We start from the raw sequence: 23,757 nt of genomic DNA, 5'->3' as shown, positions 1-23,757 counted from the left end.
CAAAGAGGCTGAGCCGTCCAGCTGTGACGGTTCACAGCTTACGCGATCGGCTTGCGCGCCCGGCGAAATTCCCTTCGCAGGCTTCGAGCCGTGTCGCGCGCGACCGGTATGGTCCAGCGCGCGGTCATCGTCGCGATCAGCAGCCCGGCAACCGGATCGATGAAGCGGGCAATGATCGTGCCTTCCCAAATCATGGCTGTTGCGAGCGACGCGGCGATGAGCAGGTTCGACGAGAGCTTGTCCGAAAACAGACAGATTTGCGCGCGGGCCAGCGCGGAAGCGGCAACCATGTTGCGGGCCTTCCACCGGCGCAGAATCCAGAAATTGATCGCCGCGTAGGCCACGTTCAGGCTCATGGCGAGAACAACGCCGGAGCCATGCGGTTCGACACCGCCGGCCCCGATGCGCTGGACCGCGACGCCGGCGACGACAGCCATTGAAAGGCACATGCCGACGGCAGCAAGCGCGTTGACGAGCGTTTCAGCCAGGGCCGCTCGCCGCGTGCTCATGCCCAGTTTCTTGCTGCCGCCAGCCACAACCAGGACGGAGACCAGCACGAGCATGTCCATCAGCGTCAGCGCGAGATCGGCGCGAATGGTCAGCGATGTGGATGTCGCCGCCGCATATGCCGTCAAAAGCAGGCCCGGCGTGCCCGCCAGCACCGCCAGACGTGCCGTTCGGGCAGCCGTCGCCTCGCCGTTCAGTCTGTCATCGGTTTTTCGCGCAGGTTGCATCGCCAGAAATCTCCTCGTTCTGGCGTCACCGATGAGGCAGGGATGTTGCACTGATTTGCCGATTTGCCGGCTGAAGGTTTCCTTTGTGTCGCCGCACCGGGCGCACGCCGCGATTGTTCATTTGAGGGGATGCAGACGCGGGGGCGTCATGCCCGTCTGCATCACGACAAGGCGGACGTTCGCTGATCAAGCGCACTGCCCGGATCGCAACAACTGAAACAATTCGGACGGATTTCGGCATTCGTCCGAAACAGTCGGGAGCGAAAAGCCGCGCCATGGAGCGAACCTGATGGGACGGCTCCGCTGAAAACGAAAAGGGAAATCAACATGAATCGCTTCAAGACTTACCTGGCTGCTGCCTCGGCAATTGCCTGCCTCGCCGCACCGGCTAGCGCCGGAGGCCCGGAAGGCATGAACGGCAAATCGCTGAACGGCCTGCAGCTCAATGCTGTGACCAGCAACGCGGTAACCAGCAACGGCCTCGGCGTTCTTGCACTCAACGGCGTGCATGCCGACGGCATCGTTCTGGCGAAAAGCCTCGCTCCGGCCGGCGGCTCCGTCGTCCACTCGAACAACGGCAATTTGCCGGCTGTTCAGCACGGCAATGTCCAATCCTCGACCATTGGTAAGAAAAGCAATGGCCTTCCGTCTGCCCAGCACGGCACCGGCAGCGACGCCGGGACCAACCCTGACCGGCCGACTCCTTCGCCGAGGCGTTGAGGTCCGCACCCCGGCGCCCGTCGTCAATAGAACGGATGGCGTTGTGCTGTCCGTTCTCTTTGGCCGCGCTTCACCTGCTAGATATGCCGTCAGGAACCAACAATGTCAGCCCACAGAAACCGCCTCGTTCATATCGGCCGCCACGCGTTGGTCGCTGTCGCCGCAGCCATTTCCAGCATGGCCGCCATGCCTCCCGCCGAGGCCGGGACCGGACATGCGATCAGCTCGATCTCCGTTGTCGGCACCAGATTCGAGGTGACGACGGCAGATGGTCGCGTTGTCGCTCAGGAGGATCTCGTCGGCGCCGTTCTGACGATTGGTGGTGACGGACAGGACCGGATGCCACTGCGCATCGACGCGGTCGAGATCGATCCGAGGAACCCGGATGGCGAGATCATGCTCTACACCATGTCGGCCCGCGACGCGGCAAGCGGTGCATGGCGCAACATCTGCGAGCCGGACATCGAGGGCCGGCGCATGGGCTTTCCGCTCGGCGGCGCCTGGACGCAGGATGGTCGCCATTTGCCATCCGACACGGCGTTCAGCATTACCTGCACCGGCGGCGCCCAGGCGAAATGCGTGCGCTTTGGATATCGGCCTTGGAAGACGTCGTCGGACGGCACATCGCTGTGGGATCATCATCAAGCATGCACCCGCATGATCCGCGCTGATTATTGCGGCGATGGCGTCGGCCATACCCGCAACGGGACGCCGATCGTCATCTATGATCGCAAGGGCATTCAGCAGGACGAGGCCGCGCCTGATATGTCGTTCGAGGCGGCGTGGAGTGCCGACGGCGCGCTTTGCGTCAGCCACACCAGAATACCCGACGTGCTCACGATGGAGGGTCTGGCGGCGATCTGCCCAGGCGTGCGGCAGCAGCCACAGATAGCGGCGTGCGAAAGCGATGCCGGGGCGCTGATCCTCAACCGTTCGATCGATCCGCGAACGGTTCAGGCCGCAGCGAAATAGTCATAGCGCGGAAGATCTGCTGGGCTTGTCGGAGTGCGGATGTCCCGAATGGTCAAACGCATGCGCTCGTTCGACTGAGGCCATCAAGCATCCGACCTTCCGCGCCACTCCCTCACCCACCCACCTGCTTGGTGCGCTTGGCCGCGTCGACCTTGGCTCGCGCCTCCACCGCCTTCTCGATCTCGCGCTTCAGCTCGTCCTTGATCGCTACCGTTTCGGCCATCAAGGCGTCGATCTTCATGAAATCGAGCACCCGGTATTTCGACACTGCCGGGCGGATCAGAATGTCGGGCCGGCTCTGCATCAGCTTGGCGGCGATGATCGACTGCATCATCAATTGCGTCGCGCCGAACATCAGGTCGACGGAGGTTGGATGTTTGCGCCCGGCTTCGGTCGGTGCGCCGACCACGTCGACGGCGATGATGATGTCGGCGTCGAGTTCGATCAAGTCGAACGGCACCGGATTGTAGATGCCGCCGTCGATCAGCAGCGTGCCGTCGCGCATCACCGGGCGGAACACCGCGGGAATAGCCGCCGAGGCGGCCAGCGCCGAGTGCAGGTCGCCGTCGTTGAGCACGGCTAGCTTATGGCCGAAGAAATCCGTCGCCGTCACCTTCAGCGGTATGGACAGTTCGGCGAAGGTTTCGGGAATGGCGTCGGGCAGGAATGCCTTGAGAATGCGCTCGACATTGAACTGGCTGACCCGCAGCCCGCCTTGCAGCACCTCGGCGAAGGTGCCGGGCCGCGCCCGCCACATGCGCGTCGCCACCTCGGCGCGGCGGCTGAGGATTGAGCGCGTATAGGCGTGCATGTCCTTGCCTGTCATGCCCGACGCCATGCAGGCGCCCATGATGGCGCCGATCGACGAGCCTGAGATGGCAACCGGTCTTATGCCCAGCTCGTCCAGCGCCTCGATGACATGGATATGCGCCAGACCGCGTGCGCCGCCGCCGCCAAAGGCGATGCCGAAGCTCGGGCTCATCCTTTGCCCCCCATTTGGGCTCATTCCTTCTTGGCCTCGCCGAGTTTCGGCCCGACGACCATGATGGCCGGCTCGGCGGAGAGCAGCTTTTTCGCCACCGCCTTGACCTGGTCCAGCGTCACCCCGTTGATGAAGGCGGCGCGCCGCTGCATGTAATCGATGCCGAGCTTGTCAAGCTGCAGTTCGAGCAGCGTCGCGGCAATGGCGCCGGAGGAGTTCAGATTGTTGATTGCATAGGCGCCGATCATGTATTTCTTGGTCGCGGCCAGTTCCGCTTCGGTCGGCCCCTCCTCAGCCATGCGCCTCACCACCTCGCGCACGACAGCCAGCGTCTCCGCCGCCCGGTCCGAGCGGGTCGCAGTGGTGATGGCCAGTGCGTTGGCATGCTGATGATCGACCAGGTCGGAACTGACGCTGTAGGCCAGGCCACGCTTTTCGCGCACCTCGTCGAACAGCCGTGAGGTGAAGGCGCTGCCGCCGAGGATCTCGTTCATCAGCACCGCGGCGAAGAAATCCGGCGCATTGCGCTTGACACCGGGATAGGCCAGTTGCAGCGAAGTCTGCGGCTGGTCGTAATTGACCTCAAGCTGCTGGTTGAGTTTCGGATCCGTATCGGCGACCGCGCTGAGCGCCTGGTGTTCCGGCAGGCCGCCGAAGACCATATCGAGCTTTTTCTTCAACGTCTCGGCATCGATAGCGCCGACCACCGCTACATGCAGCCCGTCGCGGGCGAAGTTCGCCTTGTGAAAGGCGATGAGATCGTCCGGTGCGATCGTGGCGATGCTTTGCCTGGTGCCCTGGTCGGGTCGCGCATAGGGATGGGTGCGGTATAGTGCTTCCAGCCATTTGCGCTGGGCGACCGTGTCGGGGTCAAGCTCGTTGGCGATGATGCCGGACAGCACTTGCGCGCGGATGCGGTCGATTGGCGCCTGGTCGAAACGCGGCTCTGTGACCGCCAGCCGCAACAGGTCGAACGCCGCGTCCCGCTGCTCGGCCAGCATGCGCATCGAGCCGTAGGTGCCGTCGCGCGCCGCTTCGAAGCTCATCTCGGCGCCGACGTCGTCCAGCTTTATCTGGAAGGCCTCGCTGTCGAGATCGCCGGCGCCCTCGTCGAACAGGCCGCTCATCAGATTGGCGAGACCTTCCTTACCAGCCGGATCCTGCGTCGTGCCGCCGTCGAAGACGAAGCGGATGGCGACGAGCGGCACGGAATAGTCCTCCACCAGCCAGGCAGTGATGCCCTTTGACGAGGTCACCTCCTGGATGCTCATGGCCGCGCGAGCGGAAAGCGCCGGCAGGACGAGGAAGAGCAGGGAGAGAAGTAAAGTGAGTACAGGTGCGACGGCACGCCGGGCCTTGCCTTCTCCCCTTGTGGGAGAAGGTGTCGCCGAAGGCGACGGATGAGGGGTGCTGGACGGATCGCAGCGTTGGAGTTTCTTCCAACACCCCTCATCCGTCTTGGCGCTGCGCGCCAATCCACCTTCTCCCACAAGGGGAGAAGGGAAGTCGCCGCTATGCTGTTTCCTCATCATCAAATCAATTCCCTGCCTGTGTCTGCGGCAAGAGATAGCCTGATGTCGAATGGTTGAGATTGAGGTAGCGCGCGGCAACCGCCTTGACTTCGTCGGCGGTGACCTTGCGGATGCGGCCCGGCCATTCCTCGACATCCCTGACGGTGCCGCCGGTGGCGAGCGTCGCGCCGTAGATGTTGGCCATCGAATCCTGCTTGTCGCGGGCGAAGATCATCGAGCGAACGAAACGATCCTTGGCCTTCTCCAACTCGCCTGGTGTGACGCCGTCCTTGGCGATGCGGGCGACCTCGACCTCGACTGCCGCCTGGACGTCGGCCAGCTTGGCGTCGCCGCGCGGCGCGCCATAGACGGTGAAGTTGCTGGCATCGAGCATGGTGCCCTGGAAGAAGGCGCCGGCCTCGGCGGCGATGCCTTGCTTGACGACCAGCTGCTGGTGGAGCCGGCTGCGGCTACCGCCGCCGAGGATCTCCGCCAGCAGGTCCAGCGCTTCCGCTTCGCCCGGCTTTGCAGTGTGATAGGAGGGAACCACCCATTGCGTCGAAAAGTTGGGCACGCTGACGCGCGCGTCAGTGAGCGTCACCGTGCGCCTGGTGTTCTGCTCGGGTTCGACCGGACGGATACGCGGCGGCAGGTCTGGACCACGCGCTATCTTGCCATAGGTCTTTTCGGCCAGCGCCTTGACCACCTCCGGCTCGACATCGCCGGCCACCACCAGCACGGCGTTGTTGGGCGTGTAATATTTGTCGTAGAAAGCCTTGGCGTCGGTGCGGTTCAGCTTCTCCATCTCCTGCATCCAGCCGATCACCGGAATGCGGTAGGGCTGGTTTTGCCAGAGCGTGGCGTCGACCTCCTCGCCGAGCACTGCCTGCGGATTGCTGTCGATGCGCGAGCGGCGTTCCTCGAGGATCACGTCGCGCTCGGTGGCGATGACATCGTCGTTGAGGATGAGGTTGCGCATGCGATCGGCCTCGAAGTCCATCATCTGCTCGAGCGCCTGCGGCACCACCGTCTCGTAAAAGGCGGTGTAGTCATATGAGGTGAAAGCGTTGTTGGAACCGCCGATGGCGGAGACGGCGCGGTCGAACGCGCCGGCGGCATGATTGGTCGTCGCCTTGAACATCAGATGCTCGAAGAAATGGGCGATGCCGGACTTGCCCGGCGGCTCATCCGCGCTGCCGATCTTGTACCACACCATATGAGTGACGATCGGCGCACGGTGATCGGGAATGACGACAACCTCCATGCCGTTATCGAGCAGGAAATCCGTCACCTTGCCGTCGTCCGGCTTGGTGTCGGCCAGAACCGGGCCGGTCATCACGAGAGCCAGCGCCAAGAGCGTTCCGCGCAGCCATTCAGCCTGAGATGTCATCAATGGCTCCAGGTGTCATGGGGTGGGACGATAGGCGGGGATTGCGAAACAGGCAAAGTGATTTGTTCGTCATTTTCGCGCGCAAAGGCGGCCGAACTCAGGCGGCTTCGATGAAGCGGATGACGGTCTCGCCGTAGTTGCGCTCGTCGACAACCGAAAAGCCCGGCCCTGCGTCGAAGGGCGCCACCGCCGCCTCCTCGACGACGCAGAGCCCGCCGGGCGCGAGCCAGCCGCCAGCCTCGGCCGAGCGCAAGGCACGCTCGCCCAGGCCCTTGCCATAGGGCGGATCGGCGAACACCAGGCCGAACGCGGCCATCGTGCCCGCCTCGCCCAAAGCCGTGGCGTCGCGGCGGAATATCTTGGTGCGCCCGGTCAGGCCGAAGGCCTCGACATTGGTGCGGATCAGGCCGCGCCCTTCGGCCGATTCTTCGATGAAGACGCCGTAAGACGCACCGCGTGACAGCGCCTCGAGGCCGAGCGCGCCGGTGCCGGCGAACAGGTCGAGCACACGGGCCCCGTCCAGCCTATCGGGGAAGCGATGCGCCAGCACGTTGAAGACAGCCTCGCGCGTGCGGTCGGTCGTCGGGCGGATGGCGCTTGAACGGGGCGTCGCCAGCGGACGCCCGCGAAATTCACCGCCGACGATCCGCATTGCCTCCCCTTGATCCCCCAGGGCCACTGCGCGGCCGGTCGCCATCACTCTTGCCGGAATTTGGGCGTTCGCCACGCGGCTTGCCGAACGGCTTTGCGCCTCCGGGTTTTCCACCTCCCGGTCCACTGGCGGGCTTGCCATAGGACGGCTTGAACGAGGCCTTGCGTGCCTTGGTTTCGGCTGCCTTGGCGGCATCGGCCTCCGCCCTGCCTTTGCCGATCGGCCGCGCGCCTGGCGCCATCCAGACATTGGCCTTGCGCTGGCCCGGCGGCTCGATCGGGCGCTGCTCGCGTTCGGACTTCTTCCCGCCGCCCGGTCTGCCGCCAAAGCCGCCTGGCCCGCTACGTTCAGATTTGGGGCCACGCTCACCAAAGCTCTTTTCCGGCCCAAAGCTTCTGCCTGGACTTGTCGACAGCTTGCCCAGCGCCTCGTCGCGGCTGCCTTCGCGGCGCTTGCGGTTCTTGATCAATCCGCCTTCGCCGATCGGACGGCGTTCGCCGTCGCGGGTGAATTTCGGCCGCTCCGGTTCCTCTTCCCGCACCGCTTCACGCCGTACCGGCTTGTTGGAAAACGGCTTGGTGATCTCGGCGTCGAAATTGGCGCCGGACTCCTCGACCAGGCGTTCGCCGAGCTGGTCGCGCAGCACGCGGCCCTTGATCTCCAGCACATGACCCTCGGGCAGGTCGTCGAGCTGGAACGGCCCGTAGGAAATGCGGATCAGCCGTGTCACGTCGAGACCAAGCGAGCCCAGTATGTTCCTGACCTCGCGGTTCTTGCCTTCGCGCAGGCCGAGAGTCAGCCAGGCATTGGTGCCTTGCTCGCGGTCGAGCGTCGCCTCGATGGCGCCGTAGAAGACGCCGTCGACGGCGATGCCTTCGCGCAAGCCGGCGAGCGCACTTTCCTCGACCTTGCCGTGGACGCGCACGCGGTAGCGCCTGAGCCAGCCGGTGGCCGGCAATTCGAGCACGCGCGACAGGCCGCCATCATTGGTAAGCAACAGCAGCCCTTCGGTGTTGATGTCGAGCCGGCCGATGGTCATCAGCCGCGGCAGGTCGGCCGGCAGCACGTCGAAGACGGTCTTGCGGCCCTCGGGATCACGGTTGGTGGTGACCACGCCAGCCGGCTTGTGGAACAGGAACAGCCGGGTGCGCTCGATCGGCGGGATCTCCATGCCGTCGAGATGGATGATATCGCCGGGCATCACATTGAAGGCGGGCGAGGACAGCACCCTTCCATTGACCTTGACGCGGCCGGCTGCGATCAGCTCCTCTGCATCGCGGCGCGAGGCAAGGCCGGCGCGGGCCAGCCGCTTGGCAATGCGCTCGCCAGCCTCTTCCGTCGCCTCGGCGGGACGCGGGCGCGGCTTGAAACCACCGCCTGATGTCCCCTGGGGTCGATCACCGCCGAAATCGCGCTTGGGCCGATCGCCGAAGTCGCGCTTGGGGCGATCACTGAAGTCTCCCTTGGGACGGTCGAAGCGCCTTTCGCCACGCTCGCCTTCGGCAGCCGCCGGCCGGTCGCCGCGCGGCGCGTAGGGCTTGCGCGGACCTTCGCGCTTCTCATAAGGCTTGCCTTCCGGACGCGGCCCTTTGCCGAACGGCCTGTCGCCGCCCTTGAAGTCGTGCGTCGGCCGCTCGCCTTCGGCCGCCATCGGGCGGTCGCCCCGCGGCGCATATGGCTTGCGCGGCCCCTCGCGCTTTTCATAGGGCTTGCCTTCCGGACGCGGCCCTTTGCTGAATGGCCTATCGCCGCTTTTGAAGTCACGCTTTGGCCGCTCGCCATCAGCCGCCATCGGCCGGTCGCCGCGCGGCGCGTAGGGCTTGCGTGGACCCTCGCGCTTTTCATAGGGCTTGCCTTCAGGGCGCGGTCCCTTGCTGAACGGCTTATCGCCGCTTTTGAAGTCGCGCTTCGGCCGCTCGCCGTCAGCCGCCATCGGTCGGTCGCCGCGTGGCGCGTAAGGTTTTTTCGCGCCGAAAGACGGCTTACCGCCTTTGCCGGCAGCGGCGTCACGACCACGCGGGCCCGACGGTTTCGGGCCGTTCTTGCGCGGGCCTTTTTGACCCGGGAATTTCTTGTTTTTGTCGTCCATGTGGCCTTTGCTCGTTTGGGCGGGTAGATAACAGGATCGCGCCTGAGTAGCGAGGAGATAATAGGAATGGAAACCGCTTGAGGCGGCCGGATTTCATGGCGCTGGCGCTGAAAGAGGCCGAAACTGCCGCCTTGCGCGGCGAAGTGCCGGTCGGCGCGGTCATCGCCAGCGGCGATACGGTCGTTGCCAGTGCCGGCAACCGCACCCGCGAGCTTGCCGATCCCACGGCCCATGCCGAAATGCTGGTGATCCGCGAAGCCTGCAGCAAGCTGTCGAGCGAGCGGCTCACCGGCCACGATCTCTATGTGACGCTGGAGCCCTGCGCCATGTGCGCCGGCGCCATTTCCTTCGCCAGGCTGCGCCGGCTCTATTTCGGCGCCGCCGACGAGAAGGGCGGCGCTGTGGTCAACGGCGTCCGCTTCTTCGCCTCACCGACCTGCCACCATGTGCCAGACATCTACCCAGGCATGGCCGAGAGCGACGCGGCGCTGCTTCTGAAGGATTTTTTCAGGGAGCGACGCGAACCGTAGCGGCGCCAGCTTTCCCTAGCAGCTTACCACGGCAGCCAGTCGAACATGCCGCCGCTCTTGTTCTTGGCGGCCGCTTCCTTCTTGAGGCGGCGTTCTTTCTTGTACTCGTCCTCGCCGAGATCGCCCGCAGGCGCGGTGCCGGCAGCGGCGCGGTATTGCACGGGCGGCTCGCTCAGATATTTGCGGGTGTTCGGGTCGCCCTGCTTGCCTTGGGCGAGGCGGCGCTTGACCTCGGCGGCGCGGCCCTTGTCCGAATCCGCCGGAGTCCAGGCCGGCGGATGGCTGGATCCCGACTGCGCCATCGCAGCCTTGATCGCCGTTGGATCCGTCTGGACGTCATCGACGATCTGCGCCTGGTAGTCCGGATCGTCCTGATGGAGCGTGGCGTCGGCGCGCAGGCGAGCACGGCGTTGCTCCGGCGATTCGGGCCAATCGGCGCTCGCCGTCGCGATACTGTCTTGCGGCGGCGGCAGTTCCTTCTGCCCCGGCGCCGGCTTCACCAGCTCGGGACGCGGCTTGTAGTCGATCCTGTCCTTGTTCTTCGGCACGACTGAAAAAGCGCTGGTGAGATCGCCGGCAAGCTGTGCAGCGGCGGGCTTGTCGGTGCCGTAGGTCGGCGAGCCCATGCAGCCGGACAGGGCCAGGCCGGATACGACAAGCGGCGCCAGCAGCGCAACGCGCGCGCAAGTTCTTTCGGTCATGCCAAAAAGTCCCACTCTAGACAGCCTCTCGATCGCACCGGCCAAAAGGTCCGGTCCCCATCGCTTATGCTCTTCCGACGGAAATCCGGCGACAATTTGTCGTCCGGAGTTTCGCGTGTTTACCTCAACCACTCGTTAAGGGCAACGCGCGGGGGCCGATCAGCCGCCCGCCGTGGCATTTGTGCACCGATATGGCGGCTGTGCATGTCGTTATCCCAAAACCGCTCCACACTTTTGGGCGACATGCACCGATATGGCGGCTGTGCATGTCGTTATCCCAAAACCGCTTCACACTTTTGGGCGACATGCATCATATACGACCAAGCGACTTCAACTCGTGCAGCACAGCGGCATCCCGGGCCGAAACATCGGGGAATTCCGCGTCGCTGCCGACATCTGCGGTATAGCGCCATGAGCGCGCGCATTTGACCAGGCCCCGGTCCTCGGCCTTCTCGACCACGACGGCGACGCCCTTGACGTCGTCCAGCGTGAAGGCGCCAGAAGGCGCGCTGCCATGCGCAATGACCAGATCGCTGGTGATCGCCATCTCGGCCATGTCGACATCTGATATCGCCGCTTCGAGCGCCGCATCGTCGAGCGTGACGACCGGCACCGCTTCCAGCGACGAGCCGATGACCTTCTGGGCGCGTGCGATCTCCAGCGCGCCGGTGACGACACGGCGGACCTGCCTGACCTTGCGCCATTTTTCCGCCAGCGCCTCGTTCTTCCAGTCGGCCGGGATTTGCGGAAACTGGTCGAGATGAACCGAGACGGCGTCAGGATGACGGTCGAGCCAGGCTTCCTCCATCGTGAAGGGCAGCATCGGCGCCAGCCATTTCACCAGGCAGTCGAACAGATGGCGCACCACCTGAACGGAGGCCTTGCGCTTCACGCTGGACGGGGCCTCGCAGTAGAGCGCGTCCTTGCGGATGTCGAAATAGAAGGCCGACAGCTCGACCACCATGAAATCGAGCAGCATGCGGGTGATGCGCTTGAACTCGAAAGCGTCGTAGCCCGCGCGCACGACCTCATCGAGTTCGGAGAGCCGGTGCAGCATCAGCCGCTCCAGCTCCGGCATCTTGTCCAGCGGCACTTCCTCGCCATCGTCATGGGCAAGCGTGCCCAGCATCCAGCGGATGGTGTTGCGCAGCTTGCGGTAGGCGTCGATGTTGGTCTGCAGCACATTCTTGCCGAGCCGCTGGTCTTCCCAGTAATCGGTCGTCACCACCCATAGCCGCAGGATATCGGCACCCGACTGCTTGATGACGTCCTGCGGCACCACGGTGTTGCCGAGCGACTTCGACATTTTCCGTCCCTCCTCGTCCATGGTGAAGCCATGGGTGACGACGGTGTCGTAAGGCGCCCTGCCCCTGGTGCCGCAGCTTTCAAGCAGCGAGGAATGGAACCAGCCGCGATGCTGGTCGGAGCCTTCCAGGTAGACGTCGGCCGGCCACTTCAGGTCCGGACGATCCTCGAGCGTAAAGACATGGGTCGAGCCGGAATCGAACCAGACGTCGAGGATGTCCATAACCTGCTGCCATATCGAGGCATCGTGATTGCCAAGGAAACGCTCCTTGGCGCCGGCCGCAAACCAGGCGTCGGCGCCTTCCTTCTCGAAGGCATCCATGATGCGCTGGTTGACGGCCTCGTCGCGCAGGACGTTGCCGTCGGCATCGGCGAAGACGGCGATCGGCACGCCCCAGGCGCGCTGGCGCGACAGCACCCAATCGGGGCGCTCCTCGATCATGGCGCGGATGCGGTTCTGGCCGGCGGCCGGCACGAAGCGGGTGTCGTCGATCGCCTTCAAGGCACGGCTGCGCAGCGTCGTGCCGTCGCCCAGCTCCTTGTCCATATAGACGAACCATTGCGGCGTGTTGCGGAAGATGATCGGCTTCTTCGACCGCCACGAATGCGGGTAGGAATGCTTCAATCGCCCGCGCGCGAACAGCGCGTTGCGCTTGATCAGCTCGTCGATGACCGCCTGGTTGGCATTGCCCTTCTTGCCGTTGTCGTCGATGACGCGCGCCGATCCGCCCTCGCGGTCCGGACCAAAACCCGGCGCGTCCTTGGTGAAGAAGCCGGCATCGTCGACGGTGAACGGGATGGCGGTGTCGACGCCGCGCTGGCGCAGGTCCGGCGCAGCATCCATCCAGGCGTCAAAGTCCTCGCGGCCATGGCCGGGCGCGGTGTGGACGAAGCCGGTGCCGGCTTCGTCGGTGACATGGTCGCCGGCGAGCATCGGCACGGGGAAATCGTAACCGCCATTCAAACCTTTGAAGGGATGGGAAAGCGTAAGGCTTCCAAGCTCTTCGGCGGAAACGCTACGAAGACGATTCATCGTCACTTTGGCCTTGAGAGCGGACTCTTCCGCCAGAGCGTCGGCAAAGATCAGTCTTTCGCCGGACTGCGGGCCGAAAGCGTTCTCAGCTGCCGTGACCTCATAGAGGCCATAGTTGATGCGTGGCGAATAGTTGACGGCGCGGTTACCGGGGATCGTCCACGGCGTGGTCGTCCAGATGACAACGTGGGCCTCCAGCAAGTCCAGTGACGTCTCCGTCAGCTTTGGATCCAAGGCTGGCTGCCCATCTTCGACGTTGGTGACCTGACGAGCGAGGCTGACGACCGGAAACTTCGCCCAGATCGTGTCGCTCTCATAATCCTGGTACTCGACCTCGGCCTCGGCCAGCGCGGTGCGCTCGACCACGCTCCACATCACCGGCTTGGAGCCGCGATAGAGCTGGCCCGACGTGGCGAATTTCAACAGTTCGCCGGCGATGCGCGCCTCGGCATGGAACGCCATGGTCGTATAGGGATTGTCGAAGTCGCCGACGACTCCCAGCCGCTGGAATTCTGCGCCCTGCACCTTGATCCAGTGCGCGGCGAACTCGCGGCATTCCTTGCGGAACTCGTTGACCGGCACCTCGTCCTTGTTCTTGCCCTTGGCGCGGTACTGCTCCTCGATCTTCCATTCGATCGGCAGGCCGTGGCAATCCCAGCCGGGCACATAGTTCGAGTCATAGCCGCGCATCTGGAACGAGCGGGTGATGACGTCCTTGAGGATCTTGTTCAGCGCGTGGCCGATGTGGATATTGCCGTTGGCGTAGGGCGGCCCGTCATGCAGCACGTATTTTTCGCGGCCGGCGGCGTTTTCGCGCAGCTTGCGGTAAAGATCCATGTCCTGCCAGCGCTTGACCAGCAGCGGCTCCTTCTCGGGCAAGCCGGCGCGCATCGGGAAATCCGTCTGCGGCAGATAAAGCGTCTTGGAATAGTCGATCGTTTCAACAGTGTCGGTCATTGGTCTGCCATATGCATTGCCCGGCGGCAAAAGAGCCCGGGCGTTGAACTATCATGATCTGGAAAAAGCGCGAGAGGCCGCACGCAAGATTCCCGGCGGCTCCGGCGGCGCTCAAGCCGCCCGGAACACCGGGCTCGTAATTCGTATCGCAATCGCGAGAAGGCGCGAAAAGCTCGTCATGGCTGGGCTTTTAACCGAGACAGGCGACATTGAAAAGCCCGAACTCTCGGTGCCTTCCTTGCAGCGTGTGCCGTTACAATGCATCCGGATGCATCCGGCCAATAGGCGATTGCCGGAACAAAGCACTCACATCGAGAAATCAAACCGGTAGGTCGTCGAGACGCCGATCGTGAACTGGTTGCGGTCGCCGCGCTCCTTGACCAGGCTGGAATCGGCCGCCGGACCCATCAGGCGCGAATATTCGCCGAACAGGCTGGCCGTCATCGGCTCGGTCACCTTCCAGGTCACCGCGCCGCCAAGGCCTGTCGATCTCACCCCGCCGCCCGGATGGTATTCGCTGAGGCCCGAAGCCACAGCTTCCTCGGCGTTGACGCCATAATAGGCGTCGAAATAGTCCGATGATGCGAACGAGACGCGCGGCCCGCCCGAAATCCTGATCTCCGGCGTCACATCATAAAAGGCGTCGGCGGCGATGTCGGCGACAAAGCCGCTATGGGCGCGAATGCCGTGGCGCAATTCGGCGCGAGCGCGCAACCAGTCAAAAGGATAGAATTCGAAGAAGCCGCCGGCCTCGCCGCCCCAGCGCACCGGGTCGAGGCCCTTCAGCTCGTCGGCGTCGCCGCCATCGCGCGAAAACAGGATTTTTCCGGTCAAGCCGGCGCGCAGGCCGCCATCGTCGATCAGCGCCAGCGAGATGTTGTCGTTGCGTGAGGTGAAGCGGGCCGCGGGACCCGCCTTGCCGAGCGAGATGATCGGCGAGGCGCTGAGCAGGTACTTCTTGCTGCCCTCGAAATCCGGCGCGACCATGCCGGTGGCGCCGACCGTCAGATACCAGTCGCCGGACAGCCAGCCCAAGGCGCCCTCGCCTGCTTCGGCGGCACTGGGCGCGCCAAGCATGAAGGTGGCCAAGACCAGCTGAAACACCCTGACAGAACGCATCGTCACTCCATACGCACGGAACACCGGCAGGAACAACCGGCCTGGCCAAGAGCCATGGCGCCGGTTCGGTAAACTTTGATTTAAATTCGAAACGGTTCCTCGCTTTTTTGGCATGCGTCCGGCGCAAGCTGCTCGCTGGACGGGCAAGGCCTTAGGCGCTACCCTCCAATTGGCAAGATGCCAGGCAACTTCGGTGGAGATGGCGGCAATGACCCTGCAAGGCGATGTTTTAAAGGATGCGATTGGGCAGACGCAGGCGAAATGGGGGTGGTTCGTCGGGCTCGGCGTGCTGCTGCTGATCCTCGGCGGCATCGCCTTCGGCAATCTGTTCATTGCCACGGTCGCCTCGGTCTACGTCGTCGGCTGGCTGATGCTGATGGCCGGTGTCATCGAGATCATGCATGCCTTAGGTGTGAAGACATGGAGCCGGTTCTTCTATTGGCTGCTCAGCGGTCTTCTCTATGCAGTCGCCGGGTTCTTCGCCTTCTATAATCCGCTGCTGGCCTCGGCGGTGCTGACCTTCCTGCTGGCGGTCGCCCTTCTCGCTTCAGGCGTGCTCAGGGCCTGGGTCGGGTACAAGCACAGACCGGCCAAGGGTTGGGGCTGGCTCGTTGCGGCGGGCATCATCAGCGCGCTGGCAGGCCTGGTCATCGCCATGGGCTGGCCAGTCAACAGCGTATGGGTGCTGGGACTGTTTCTCGCTATCGACCTGATCTTCCAGGGCTGGGCCTTCATTGCAGTCGGCCTGGCGCTGAAGAAATAGGTTCTTGTTTTAGCATGATCTTGTCCGAAAACCGGTTCCCACTTTTTGGGATCATGCTTTAGAAAGCAATGGCCGCGTCGAGCTCGGAAAGCGGGCTGACGCCGGCCAGCAGCGCCCTCGCCTCCGCTTCGTCGCGTTTCATCTGCGCGACCAGCGCGTCGAGCCCGTCGAACTTCACCTCGGCGCGCAGGAAGCCGAAGAAGGATACCGCGCATATCTCACCGTAGAGGTCGCCGTAAAAATCGAAAACGAAGGTTTCCAGAAGCGGCGTGCCGTTGTCGTCGACGGTCGGGCGGCGGCCGAAGCTGGCAACGCCGTCATGAAGCGTGCCGTCGGCGCGACGGAAGCGGACGGCATAAATCCCTTCCTTCAGAGTGGCTTCCGGCGAAAGCCTCATATTGGCGGTTGGAAAGCCCAGCGTCCGGCCAAGCCGTTGGCCGCCGATCACCTCGCTCTCGACCGTGAAGCGATAACCGAGCAGGCCGGCGGCCTCGGTCACCTCGCCCTCGCCGAGCTGCGCGCGAATGCGGCTCGACGACACCACCTCGGCGCCCTCGTCGCGAAACGCGTCGACCAGCGTGACACCGAAGCCGTGGCGTTCGCCGGCCGCCATCAGATAGGCCGGGCCGCCCTGCCTGTCCTTGCCGAAGTGGAAGTCGAAGCCGGTCACGGCGTGAACGATGCCGAGATTCCTGTCCAGCACGTCGGTCACGAACGCTTCCGCCGACAGCGCGGCGAAGTCGCGCGTGAACGGCTGTTCGACGAGTGCGGCAAAGCCTAGATACGACAGCAGTCGTGCCTTCATCGGCGGCGGCGTCAGCACGAACAGCGGTATATCAGGCCGGAACACCTTTCTCGGATGCGGCTCGAAGGTCAGCACCAGAGCCGGCACGTCGCGCTGGCGCGCCTCGGCAAGCGCGCGCTCGAGCACGGCCTGATGGCCGCGGTGAACGCCGTCGAAATTGCCGATCGCCACCACGCCGCCGCGCAAATGGGCCGGCAGCGGCGAGATTGCAGAAACGCGTTCGAAGGCTTGCGTCATTTCGAGGCTTCCGTCATCGAGCGACCCTACCGCAGTCTCGGAATGACCGCGACCGGCCGGTAGCCGTGCTTTTCCAGAAAGGCAATTAGCCTGGCCGGATCCGGTTGTAGCGGATCGCCATAGTCGCGGGCATGGATGCCGCCCGATACGTAGAGCACGTCGAAGCCGTTGTCGGCAGCACCTTTGATGTCGGTCATCATGCCATCGCCGATGGCCAGCACGTCCGAGCGCTCGATCGGGCCGCCGAGCAGTTCGGCGATCTCTTTCATCGCGACGTCATAGACGGGGGCATAAGGTTTTCCGGCGATCAGCGTGCGCCCGCCGAGCTGGGCATAGTCGCGGGCCAAGGCCCCTGCGCACCATATCATCCGCTCGCCGCGCTCGACCACGATGTCGGGATTGGCGCAGATGAACGGCAGGTTCCTGGCGCGCAACCGCCGCAGAAGTTCGGCGTAGTCTTCCGGCTTCTCCACCTCGTCGTCGAACAACCCGGTGCAGACCACGCCGGACGCCTCGAACTCCTCGACGAGCTCGACATCAAGACCGTCATAGAGCGTGAGATCGCGATCACCGCCGATGTGAAAGATTTTTCGCGGCCCCTCGATGATCAGGTCGCGGGTCACGTCGCCGGACGTGACGACGCGGTCATAGGCGCTTGGGGGAACACCGATCGCATTCATCTGCGCCACCACGTCGGTGCTTCGCCGCGGCGAATTGGTGATCAGCACGACAGGTATTTTCGCCTCGCGCGCAGTGGCCAGCGCCAGAGCCGCGGCCGGAAAATGCCGTTCGCCATTGTGAACCACGCCCCAGACATCGCACAGGATGGCCGAATAGGCTCCCGACAAATCTGCGAGCGAGCCGATGATGTCGGGTGAATCCGCCATACTATTTTTCCCAAGTCATGATCGGCCGCTACCGACGGTCCGTGCGGCAGGCCCGCATTAACCGAAGCGCTTGATCCTGTCACCAGCTTTCGCAACGTTCAGGATTGCCTGGCGATGATCAAGGCAGGCGCACAAAGCATAAAAGCCGCCTCTTTCCAGAGGTTTAGCCCATTGCGGAGTCTTCCCCGGGGTCCAATCGTGGGCAGCACTGCCGCCATCTGCGGCATGGTTAACGAGCTTTAAAAAACTGTGCCGATCTTGGACATATTTTAGCAATCTGAAATTTAACTATTGGTGGCATCGTTCGCCGACAAAGGGTTCTGGCGGGGTTCTGAAGGCAATGTTCCGTAAATTCGGTAGGGACCGGCGTGGCAACTATACGCTCATGACGGCCATCACGATTGTGCCGCTCATGGGGGGCTTGGCGCTCAGCGTCGATTACTCGGAACTGCTCCGCCAGAAGCACGGTACGTTGAACGCCCTTGACGCCGCCGGCCTCGCCACCGCTCAGCACATCGTCGCCGGCGCAAGCGACGCCGACACCGTGGCCTTTGCCAAGACCTTCTTCGAAGCCAATCTTGGTCCCGTCGATCCGGCGAATACGTCGCTTACCGTCACCCTGCCCAACAACAATGCGGGTGGCGGCACGTTGAAGCTCTGCAGCGCCCTGACGTATACGCCTTATTTCCTGCCGGCTGCCGCCATGCTGACGGGTGGGAGCGGCACAGCCTTCACGGCTTGCTCGGAAATCCGCCTCAAGAACACGCTGGAAGTAGCCCTTGTGCTCGACAATTCCGGCTCGATGAACAACCTCGGTTCCGGCACCGGCGTGAAGCGAATAGACCTGCTGAAGACTGCCGCCAAGCAGCTTGTCGACACGCTGGCGCTGCAGGCACAGCAGATGAAGCAGGTCAGCAAACCGGTGCAGTTCTCCCTCGTGCCGTTCGCTGCTTCGGTCAATGTCGGCCCCACCCATGACCAAGAAGGCTGGATGGATCAGGACGGCATCTCCCCGATCCAGCACGAGGATTTCGATTGGACGACGATGACCCCCGCCAACAATCCGGACAAATACGCCGAGAAGCTCAACGGCGTCTGGTACAAGCGCGGCACCGGCTGGGGCGACACTCAGGATCAACCACTGACCCGCTTCAGCCTTTACGCCGACATCACGGTCGAGTCCGGCCGCGAAGAAGTGCCTAACACGAAACAGTACATCTGCGACACCTATAACAAAAAAGGCAACTGCAGCAGCGGCCATTGGACCACCCCGGAATACATCTACACCACCAGCCGCTATGCGAGCTGGCAGGGTTGCGTGGAGGCGAGGCCGTACCCGTATAATAACGACGACACGACGCCGACCAGCGCCGCGCCTGCCACGCTGTTCGTGCCAATGTTTGCGCCGGACGAAGCTGGCACCCTCTGGCTCGATTTCGACCGAGACGGTGTCAACGACGCGACCTACCTGTCCTATAGCTACGGCAACAACTGGTGGGCCGACTGGCCGTATTACAGCGATAGCCCAACCGCCTCGCAGCGGCAGTCGGACATGCGCAAATATTTCCTGGTGAAGCCTTACGGTTCGAAGTCGGCTGCCGCGGGCGACGGCCCGAATGCGTCCTGCACGACCAACCCGGTCACGACGCTCAAAGACGTAAGCCAGCTTGCCCAGAAAGAGGAGATCAACGACGCCATCGACGCCATGGCACCGAACGGCAACACCAACGTGCCGGAAGGCCTTGCCTGGGGCTGGCGGACGGTGTCGAGCAACGAACCTTTCACGGAAGGCCGACCGAACGCCGAAAAGGGCAACGACAAAGTGGTCATCGTGCTGACCGACGGCGCCAACACCTACAGCGCCGTCAGCGACAGCGACTATGCCAATAACAGGTCGACCTATGCCGCTTACGGCTACACCGGCCTCACATATCCAGGGTCGGGAAGCGTGACGCGCCTGTTCATGAACACAAGCACCGACATCGGCAAGACGACCTATACCGGCGGCAACTACACGGCCGCGCTGGACGAGCAGATGCAGACCCTTTGCGCCAATGCGAAGAATTCGAACGTTCTCGTCATGACCGTTGCGCTCGACCTGTCGACCACCGACGCCGGCGACAAGAAAGCGCTCGACGCCCTGAAGGCATGCTCCTCGGACTCGCGCTTCCGCAAGGATCCCACCGATCCGACCAAGCCGGCCAAGCTGTTCTGGAACGCTACCGGGGCGACTCTGTCAGACAATTTCAAGGAAATCGCCAACGAATTGTCGAACCTGCGCATCGTCGGCTGAGGGGCGCCATCGCCCAGAAATGACAGGTTGGCAGGACAAAGGGGGCGAAGGATCGCTGACCTAACCGTTCTTCCGGCTGACAGCGGGGCTGGCGCAAAGGCTATCGCCACCTTGCCCTTGCGGCGGTCGAACGGACATGGTGAGTGTCCCCACCGCCACCGGAGATGCGCCCGTGCCCGACGCCGCCAACCATCTCGCCTTCGCGCTGGTCTGCCTTGGCATGGTGCTGACGCCTGGCCCGAACATGATCTATTTGATCTCGCGGTCGCTGTCACAGGGGCCGAAGGCCGGCCTGATTTCGCTCAGTGGCGTGGCGCTCGGCTTTGTCTTCTACGTGTTGTCGGCGGCATTCGGCATCACCGCGCTGCTGCTTGCCGTGCCTTACGCCTATGACGTGCTGCGCTTTGCCGGCGCGCTCTACCTCTTGTGGCTTGCCTGGCAAGCAGTGAGGCCAGGCGGACGCTCGCCGTTCCAGGTTCGGGAACTGCCGAAGGACAGGCCGCGCAAACTGTTCGCCATGGGCCTGATGACCAATCTGCTCAACCCGAAGGTGGCGGTGCTTTATCTGTCGCTGCTGCCGCAGTTCATCAGCCCCGGTAAGGGCCACGTGCTGTCGCAGCTTCTGGTGCTCGGCACCACCCAGATCGCGATAAGCCTCACCGTCAACGCGATCATCGCGGTCACCGCCGGCTCGATCGCCGTCTTCCTCGCCGGCCGGCCGCTGTGGCTGGTGATCCAGCGCTGGATGATGGGCACGGTGCTGACCGTGCTGGCCCTGAAGATGGCGACCGACGCGCAGCGTTGACTTGAGCATCGGATCCAAAAGCATGCCCTCGGGCCTGACCCGAGGGTGGATACCGGTTTTGGGAAAATCCGATGCTCAAACAAAAAGATAGAGCGGCGGCACCGCTGCGCTTGCTTACATCGGCCGCCGGTCCTGCTGCACCCGCTCCGGCTCGACCACCCTGCGATAGAGATGCCACGTCGCATGGCCAAGCACGGGCATGACGACGGCGAGCCCGGCAAACAGCGGGATCGAGCCGATGACCAGCAGCACGGCGACCATCAAGCCCCACAGCGCCATCTGCAGCGGGTTAGCCATCACCGCCCGTGCCGAGGTCTCGATTGCCGAGACAGCGCCGACATCGCGGTCGAGCAGCAGCGGAAAGGCGATGACGGTCGTCGCCAGCACGATCACGGCGAAAACGAACCCAGCCGCATTGCCGAGCAGGATCAGCGTCCAGCCTTTGGTCGTCGTCAGCACCTCGCGCACAAAGCCGCCGATCGAGGCCGGCGGCTGATTGCCAAACAGGCTGGTGTAGATGGATTGCGCGGTGAACAGCCAGAGCAGGAACAGTGCCACCAGCATGACGCCGATGACCGCGATCGCGGGCAGCGCCGGCGAGTGACGCACATCGAGCGCGTGCCACCAGGACGTGTCCATGCCGAGTTCGCGGCGGCGGCTGATCTCGTAGAGCCCGATCGCGGCGAAGGGTCCAAGCAGGGCGAAGCCGGACATCAGCGGGTAGAGGAGCTGGATGGCATAGGACCCGGATGTCGTCCACTGCGCCAGGATCAATCCGACCACCGGATAGATCAGGCACAGGAACACGTAATGCGATGGCTTGGCCCAGAAATCCTCGACGCCGAGCCGCAGCACATCCATCAGGTCCGCCGTCGTGATGCGGCGCACCGTGGGCTGCACGTGCATTCCACGTGCGTCCGACATGACATGAAAGCTTGCCATGACCATTCTCCCGTGTGTCGGGGCGGTCACCGCCAGGATGGCCGCCCGTAGCTGCCACTTCTCGTACAAGCACTATGATAGTCGATTTAGGGGTGATTGTCGCCAAGTCGACGGTCGCGATGGTAAATCCGGCTAGAGCGGGATGCATTTGGGTTGAACGGGGCATCCCGCTTTATCTGTGTTTCAGCCGCATTTGTGCGACGCCAAGTGTAACCACTTGGCTGCAAAATGCTCTAGAGATTTCCGACGCCGCCATCGACGAGCAGTTCCGTGCCGACGACGAAGCTCGACTCATCCGAGGCCAGAAACACCGCCGCCTTGGCGAGCTCCCAGGGTTTGCCCATCCGGCCGATCGGCACCAGCGCGCGTATCCGATCGCCCAGCGCCTTCTCTTCCGCTTCGGGCAGACCCAGCTTGCCCAGGGCCGGCGTCTCGGTCGGGCCGGGGCTGAGGCCATTGACGCGAATACCGCGCTCGATCATCTCCCCCGAGAGGGTGCGCGCCAATGACAGGAGACCCGCCTTGCTGGCGGCGTAGGCGCTGCTCTGGGGCAGGCCGATATGGGCACTGACCGAGCCGCACAGAATGATCGACGACGGGTTGGAAAACATCGGCAACAGGGCCTGGATCAGAAAGAACGGCCCCTTCAGGTTGGTCTGCATCAGACGGTCGTAGACCACCTCGTCCCAATCCTGCAGCGGCTGGTGCATCACATCGCCGGCGTTGACGTTGAGTATATCGAGCCGAGGCCAGCGCTGCGCAAGCTCGGCGGCAGGCGCACGCTGATCGGCGAGATTGCCGGCATCATTCCTGATCACCTGCGCCGATCCGCCCAGCTCGCGCTGCGCAGCGTCGAGCCCGGACGGGTTTCTGCCAGTGATTGCCACCGTAGCGCCCTCGGCCAGAAACTGGCGCGCGGTTTCGAGACCGATGCCGCTGGTTGCCCCGGTGATGAGGGCATATTTGCCTTTTAAGCGACCCATGATTTGCCTTCCCAATGAGATGAGAACGGCATTGTTTGCATGATAGTATGCTTTGTATAGTAGGCACCGAATGGGTACTAAAGAAAATAATTTCATGGCACAGGCAAAAGCCATCGAGGTCCCGCCAATCGAAGGCGGAAATGGCGCGACCGATCGTTGCCCGATGATCGATTTCGTCAATCTGGTTTCGGGAAAATGGGCCATTCCGCCTGATCGTCACCGGTTGCCCGATCCGCTTCGGCGAGCTCCAGCGGGCCGTCGCGCCGATTACGCAAAAGGAGCTCACGCGGCAGCTGCGCCTGTTCGAACATCGCGGCCTGGTCTATCGGAGGGTCTATGCCGAGATGCCGCCGCGCGTGGAGTATGAGATAACGCCGCTGGGCAGAACCTTGCGCGGCACGCTGGATTCGCTGGCCCACTGGATGCGTGTCAACGCATCCCACCTGATCACCTGACTTGACGGATTCTCCACCCTGCCCGACCAAGCCACAGCCGGTCACCGCGCGGCGCCACACTTTGGCGCCGCGCGGTGAGACGCGTGACAAAACTAGGCAGCGAAGCGTTCGATCACCTCGGCCAATGGAACATGGCCGAGGCAGGCGCCCGAACCAGCGAGCTTTTCGCCATCCTCGATGGCTTGCGCATATCGCACGGCCGGATCGGCTTCGATCCTGCCGCGCAACGCAGCCAGCTTGGGGTAGCTCGTCGCGTCGACGGCCTGGTGGAATCCCGCCCAACGTGCCACGCCAATCAGCGTGGTGTCGGCAAGCGTCAGGCGGTCGCCGACCAGAAAGTCGGTGTCGGCGATCATCGCCTCAAGCCGGTCATGGCGTTCGGTAACGGCCTTGCGGCCGAAGTCGCGCAAGGTCGCCAGCAGGACAGGCTCGGCCGATTCCATTTCATATGCGGCCCAGAGTGGGGTGAAAGCGGCGGTGAAGCCGGTGTTCACGAAAGCCATCAGCTGATGCATCCGGTCGGCTTCCGGCGAGCGAGGGTCGAAGCTGATACGACGTTGCGTGTCGCGGGCTTCGAGCCAAGCGGCAATCGCCATGGTCTCGGTGAGCACCTTGCCTTGGTCCGTGATCAACACCGGCGTTTCCTGACGGCCGTTGATGCTGGCATAGGCGTCGTTCTTCATTTCAGCGAGCATGTCGACGCGGCACAGGCGGTAGGGCTGTCCGACGCGTTCAAAAGCAGCGACAAGCCCCATCGAACTTCCCGCCGGGATGCCGTAAAGGAGGATAGGTTCCATTTCTTTGTCTCTTCCATGATTTAGGGATCACGCTGCGCAGCGAAACTTGACCCTAAACGCTGGTCGCCCCATGTAAATTACGCACTATTCTGTAA

Annotated in this window: 23 protein-coding genes; 8 read left to right on the top strand and 15 right to left on the bottom strand. The window is 63.4% G+C overall.

Going from position 1 to position 23,757, the window contains the following annotated elements:
• Positions 1–38: 38 nt before the first annotated feature.
• Positions 39–734, bottom strand: a complete 696-nt coding sequence (locus tag EOB36_RS16655) for a hypothetical protein (RefSeq protein WP_128285265.1) — start codon at positions 732–734, stop codon at positions 39–41.
• Positions 735–1,061: 327 nt separating this feature from the next.
• Here EOB36_RS16655 and EOB36_RS16650 point away from each other — a divergent pair, with 327 nt between their 5' ends.
• Positions 1,062–1,454 carry a hypothetical protein gene (locus EOB36_RS16650; protein WP_128285264.1) on the top strand — a complete coding sequence of 131 codons (393 nt, stop codon included), beginning with the start codon at positions 1,062–1,064 and terminating at the stop codon, positions 1,452–1,454.
• A gap of 102 nt (positions 1,455–1,556) precedes the next feature.
• A complete protein-coding gene (locus tag EOB36_RS16645; RefSeq protein ID WP_128285263.1) occupies positions 1,557–2,426 on the top strand; it encodes an ADYC domain-containing protein in 870 nt (289 codons plus the stop codon).
• 112 nt (positions 2,427–2,538) lie between these two features.
• Here EOB36_RS16645 and EOB36_RS16640 read toward each other — a convergent pair whose 3' ends face one another.
• The 5 genes from EOB36_RS16640 to EOB36_RS16620 form a co-directional block, all read right to left on the bottom strand.
• A complete protein-coding gene (locus EOB36_RS16640) occupies positions 2,539–3,408 on the bottom strand; it encodes a patatin-like phospholipase family protein (protein WP_095485632.1) in 870 nt (289 codons plus the stop codon).
• A 20-nt stretch (positions 3,409–3,428) separates the two neighbouring features.
• Positions 3,429–4,721 carry a pitrilysin family protein gene (locus tag EOB36_RS16635; RefSeq protein ID WP_245465560.1) on the bottom strand — a complete coding sequence of 431 codons (1,293 nt, stop codon included), beginning with the start codon at positions 4,719–4,721 and terminating at the stop codon, positions 3,429–3,431.
• Positions 4,722–4,944: 223 nt separating this feature from the next.
• Complete coding sequence (locus tag EOB36_RS16630) at positions 4,945–6,309, bottom strand: pitrilysin family protein (RefSeq protein ID WP_126107022.1); 1,365 nt, start codon at positions 6,307–6,309, stop codon at positions 4,945–4,947.
• Between the two features lie 97 nt (positions 6,310–6,406).
• Positions 6,407–6,961: a 16S rRNA (guanine(966)-N(2))-methyltransferase RsmD gene (gene rsmD, locus EOB36_RS16625; protein WP_128285262.1), complete on the bottom strand. Its 555-nt coding sequence runs from the start codon at positions 6,959–6,961 to the stop codon at positions 6,407–6,409.
• Positions 6,942–9,050 carry a pseudouridine synthase gene (locus tag EOB36_RS16620; protein WP_128285261.1) on the bottom strand — a complete coding sequence of 703 codons (2,109 nt, stop codon included), beginning with the start codon at positions 9,048–9,050 and terminating at the stop codon, positions 6,942–6,944. Before EOB36_RS16620 ends, rsmD begins: the two co-directional genes overlap by 20 nt.
• Positions 9,051–9,127: 77 nt before the next feature.
• Here EOB36_RS16620 and EOB36_RS16615 point away from each other — a divergent pair, with 77 nt between their 5' ends.
• Positions 9,128–9,580 (top strand): nucleoside deaminase, encoded by a 453-nt coding sequence (locus tag EOB36_RS16615; protein ID WP_095485627.1) that lies wholly within the window; start codon positions 9,128–9,130, stop codon positions 9,578–9,580.
• Between the two features lie 23 nt (positions 9,581–9,603).
• Here the strand turns inward: EOB36_RS16615 and EOB36_RS16610 are convergent, their stop codons facing one another.
• Together EOB36_RS16610 and ileS are read right to left on the bottom strand one after the other, a co-directional pair.
• Positions 9,604–10,281 (bottom strand): hypothetical protein, encoded by a 678-nt coding sequence (locus tag EOB36_RS16610; protein WP_095485829.1) that lies wholly within the window; start codon positions 10,279–10,281, stop codon positions 9,604–9,606.
• A 310-nt stretch (positions 10,282–10,591) separates the two neighbouring features.
• Entirely contained in the window at positions 10,592–13,576 is a 2,985-nt protein-coding gene (gene ileS / locus EOB36_RS16605; RefSeq protein ID WP_128285260.1) for an isoleucine--tRNA ligase, read from the bottom strand.
• Positions 13,577–13,619: 43 nt separating this feature from the next.
• On the opposite strand from ileS, the gene EOB36_RS16600 reads away from it, so the two are divergent.
• Positions 13,620–13,907, top strand: a complete 288-nt coding sequence (locus tag EOB36_RS16600; RefSeq protein ID WP_128285259.1) for a hypothetical protein — start codon at positions 13,620–13,622, stop codon at positions 13,905–13,907.
• On the opposite strand, the gene EOB36_RS16595 is transcribed toward EOB36_RS16600, so the two are convergent.
• Complete coding sequence (locus EOB36_RS16595) at positions 13,883–14,695, bottom strand: MipA/OmpV family protein (protein WP_128285258.1); 813 nt, start codon at positions 14,693–14,695, stop codon at positions 13,883–13,885. The two genes, EOB36_RS16600 and EOB36_RS16595, sit on opposite strands and share 25 nt — an antisense overlap.
• Before the next feature lie 208 nt (positions 14,696–14,903).
• On the opposite strand from EOB36_RS16595, the gene EOB36_RS16590 reads away from it, so the two are divergent.
• Entirely contained in the window at positions 14,904–15,458 is a 555-nt protein-coding gene (locus tag EOB36_RS16590) for an HdeD family acid-resistance protein (protein ID WP_127204650.1), read from the top strand.
• A gap of 58 nt (positions 15,459–15,516) precedes the next feature.
• Here EOB36_RS16590 and EOB36_RS16585 read toward each other — a convergent pair whose 3' ends face one another.
• Positions 15,517–16,500 (bottom strand): bifunctional riboflavin kinase/FAD synthetase, encoded by a 984-nt coding sequence (locus EOB36_RS16585; RefSeq protein ID WP_128285257.1) that lies wholly within the window; start codon positions 16,498–16,500, stop codon positions 15,517–15,519.
• 26 nt (positions 16,501–16,526) lie between these two features.
• The gene (locus EOB36_RS16580; protein WP_128243446.1) at positions 16,527–17,387 is read right to left on the bottom strand and encodes a TIGR01459 family HAD-type hydrolase; all 861 of its coding nucleotides are present in this window, start codon (positions 17,385–17,387) and stop codon (positions 16,527–16,529) included.
• A 340-nt stretch (positions 17,388–17,727) separates the two neighbouring features.
• On the opposite strand from EOB36_RS16580, the gene EOB36_RS16575 reads away from it, so the two are divergent.
• On the top strand, positions 17,728–19,680 hold the full coding sequence (locus tag EOB36_RS16575) for a pilus assembly protein (protein WP_128243445.1): 1,953 nt from the start codon (positions 17,728–17,730) through the stop codon (positions 19,678–19,680).
• A gap of 172 nt (positions 19,681–19,852) precedes the next feature.
• Complete coding sequence (locus tag EOB36_RS16570) at positions 19,853–20,485, top strand: LysE family translocator (protein WP_127290471.1); 633 nt, start codon at positions 19,853–19,855, stop codon at positions 20,483–20,485.
• A gap of 114 nt (positions 20,486–20,599) precedes the next feature.
• On the opposite strand, the gene EOB36_RS16565 is transcribed toward EOB36_RS16570, so the two are convergent.
• The 3 genes from EOB36_RS16565 to EOB36_RS35750 form a co-directional block, all read right to left on the bottom strand.
• Entirely contained in the window at positions 20,600–21,427 is an 828-nt protein-coding gene (locus EOB36_RS16565) for a DUF2189 domain-containing protein (RefSeq protein WP_127290469.1), read from the bottom strand.
• A gap of 233 nt (positions 21,428–21,660) precedes the next feature.
• The gene (locus tag EOB36_RS16560; protein ID WP_128285256.1) at positions 21,661–22,410 is read right to left on the bottom strand and encodes an SDR family oxidoreductase; all 750 of its coding nucleotides are present in this window, start codon (positions 22,408–22,410) and stop codon (positions 21,661–21,663) included.
• Positions 22,411–22,586: 176 nt separating this feature from the next.
• Complete coding sequence (locus EOB36_RS35750; protein ID WP_281035491.1) at positions 22,587–22,721, bottom strand: hypothetical protein; 135 nt, start codon at positions 22,719–22,721, stop codon at positions 22,587–22,589.
• On the opposite strand from EOB36_RS35750, the gene EOB36_RS35970 reads away from it, so the two are divergent.
• A complete protein-coding gene (locus tag EOB36_RS35970; RefSeq protein ID WP_348631801.1) occupies positions 22,677–22,865 on the top strand; it encodes a winged helix-turn-helix transcriptional regulator in 189 nt (62 codons plus the stop codon). The genes EOB36_RS35750 and EOB36_RS35970 overlap by 45 nt on opposite strands.
• A 92-nt stretch (positions 22,866–22,957) precedes the next feature.
• Here EOB36_RS35970 and EOB36_RS16550 read toward each other — a convergent pair whose 3' ends face one another.
• Positions 22,958–23,662: a glutathione S-transferase family protein gene (locus tag EOB36_RS16550; protein WP_128243444.1), complete on the bottom strand. Its 705-nt coding sequence runs from the start codon at positions 23,660–23,662 to the stop codon at positions 22,958–22,960.
• Between the last annotated feature and the right edge of the window lie 95 nt (positions 23,663–23,757).

The organism is Mesorhizobium sp. M6A.T.Cr.TU.017.01.1.1, from assembly GCF_004023115.1.
In the GTDB taxonomy this organism is placed as follows: Bacteria; Pseudomonadota; Alphaproteobacteria; order Rhizobiales; family Rhizobiaceae; genus Mesorhizobium; species Mesorhizobium mediterraneum.
This window is presented reverse-complemented; position numbering and strand designations above follow the sequence as displayed.